Below are 1,594 nucleotides of genomic sequence, written 5' to 3' on the forward strand. Positions count from 1 at the left end.
GATGATAAATTCCGTCCCCGCCAATGGTAAATTACAGCCAGAGTTGGCGTTCGCGCAGCGTGCCCGTAGGGCGTATCGCGTAGCGTGCCCGCCAGAAGTATCGCCTACCCTCTCGGAAGCGCGTTCCCGTAGCCTCGGAGTGCGACGTATCGCCTACCCTCTCGGAAGTGCGACCTATCGCCTACCCTTTCAGAAATGCGATCGCGCTTCTGTGGGGACGGCTTCACCCGCTACATCACATCAAACACCTTCCGCGTCGTGTCCGGGTGCCGGAATGCGTTCGCGTAGCCTCGGAGTGCGACCTATCGCGCAGCCTCGGAGTGCGACCTATCGCGCGCAACGGGTGTCGTCAGCGATTCCGATGGGGGAATGAGAGCTGGGGGTTGAGAGGATGGGAGCCGATCAGAACGCGATCGTCCCACACTGTAACGATCGCCTTGTGGTATGATCGGAAACGAACAGGCTTCTTCTGGGTCAAAGTTTGAATAAAAATAGCGACCATTTTTTAGGATTGATGTCAACCATAAACGAGGAGGATAAAAATGAATCCAGTCATCATTTTTGAAGTGTATCAGGAAGAAGATGGCGGATTTGTAGCCGAATGTTTGACCGAGGATATCTTCACTCAGGGTGATGATTGGGAAGCGTTGCGAATCCATGTCAATGAAGCCGTCAAAGGCTATTATTTCGACCAACCTAGCTGTCCCAATGTCAAGCTACATCTAGTCAAAGAAGAAATCTTAGTCATCCAGTAGATCGATCCAAATTATCGATGAAAATCCCCAGAGATATTAAAGGGACTCATTTGGCAGACATTCTCTGTCGCCAATGGGATTATGAGGTTGTTCACCAACAGGGGAGCCACATTATTTTAGAAACAGAGTTGCCCCACCATCAAAGGATTAGCATTCCCAATCATAACCCTTTGCGACTGGGAACTCTCAATAGTATTTTACGATCAATTTCCCGACACAAAGGAGTCACTAAAACCGACATTATCAATACATTGTAAGTCACCCTCATTTGAGTTTAGATATCCCCACAACTCGGGCGATCGCTTAGAGTCTCAGAAGTGCGATCGCGCAGCCTCGGAGTGCGACGTATCGCGTAGGGTCGGAGTGCGACCTATCGCCACCACCTCGACACCCCCCACTCAAACCGTCACTTATATCGGTTTCCCGCCATAAAGTATTCGGTTATCCGTACTTGACAAAATTCCTAGATTTATAACCAATAATTTCACCACCTTTCCACCACCTGGCAAATTTTTGATTAAGAAACCCGGTTTCTGGGACTTAAACAACAGCCACCAATGGCTAGGGCCTATCGTTCGCTAAAATGGGGATAATTGAGACACCTGAGAGGAACCCCCATGACCACCAGTGCTGATGATGTTTGGAGGCTGCTAGGAGAACTCATAGAAGCCCAAAAGGAAACTGAACGAGTCATCAAAGAACAGTCCCAAGAAACCGAACACCGCTTCCGGGAAACCGATCGCCGCTTCGAGGAAACCAAGCAACTCCTCCAGCGACAGTCCGAAGAAAGCGATTCTCGTTCCGAGACGCTGCGCGAACGCCGCTTCCGGGAAACCGAT

General features: G+C 50.1%; 3 protein-coding genes and 1 pseudogene. All 4 read left to right on the forward strand.

Annotation, left to right across the window (positions count from 1 at the left end):
- The coding region (locus P5674_RS24510) for a hypothetical protein (protein ID WP_315670384.1) at positions 1-373 on the forward strand (373 nt) is incomplete at its 5' end.
- 169 nt (positions 374-542) lie between these two features.
- Positions 543-755: a hypothetical protein gene (locus tag P5674_RS24515; protein ID WP_006615910.1), complete on the forward strand. Its 213-nt coding sequence runs from the start codon at positions 543-545 to the stop codon at positions 753-755.
- A 17-nt stretch (positions 756-772) separates the two neighbouring features.
- Entirely contained in the window at positions 773-1,012 is a 240-nt protein-coding gene (locus tag P5674_RS24520; protein WP_006615911.1) for a type II toxin-antitoxin system HicA family toxin, read from the forward strand.
- A gap of 360 nt (positions 1,013-1,372) precedes the next feature.
- A pseudogene (locus tag P5674_RS24525) lies at positions 1,373-1,594 on the forward strand (hypothetical protein); the annotation flags it as partial.

This window comes from Limnospira sp. PMC 289.06, assembly GCF_032350395.1.
Lineage (GTDB): Bacteria > Cyanobacteriota > Cyanobacteriia > Cyanobacteriales > Microcoleaceae > Limnospira > Limnospira platensis.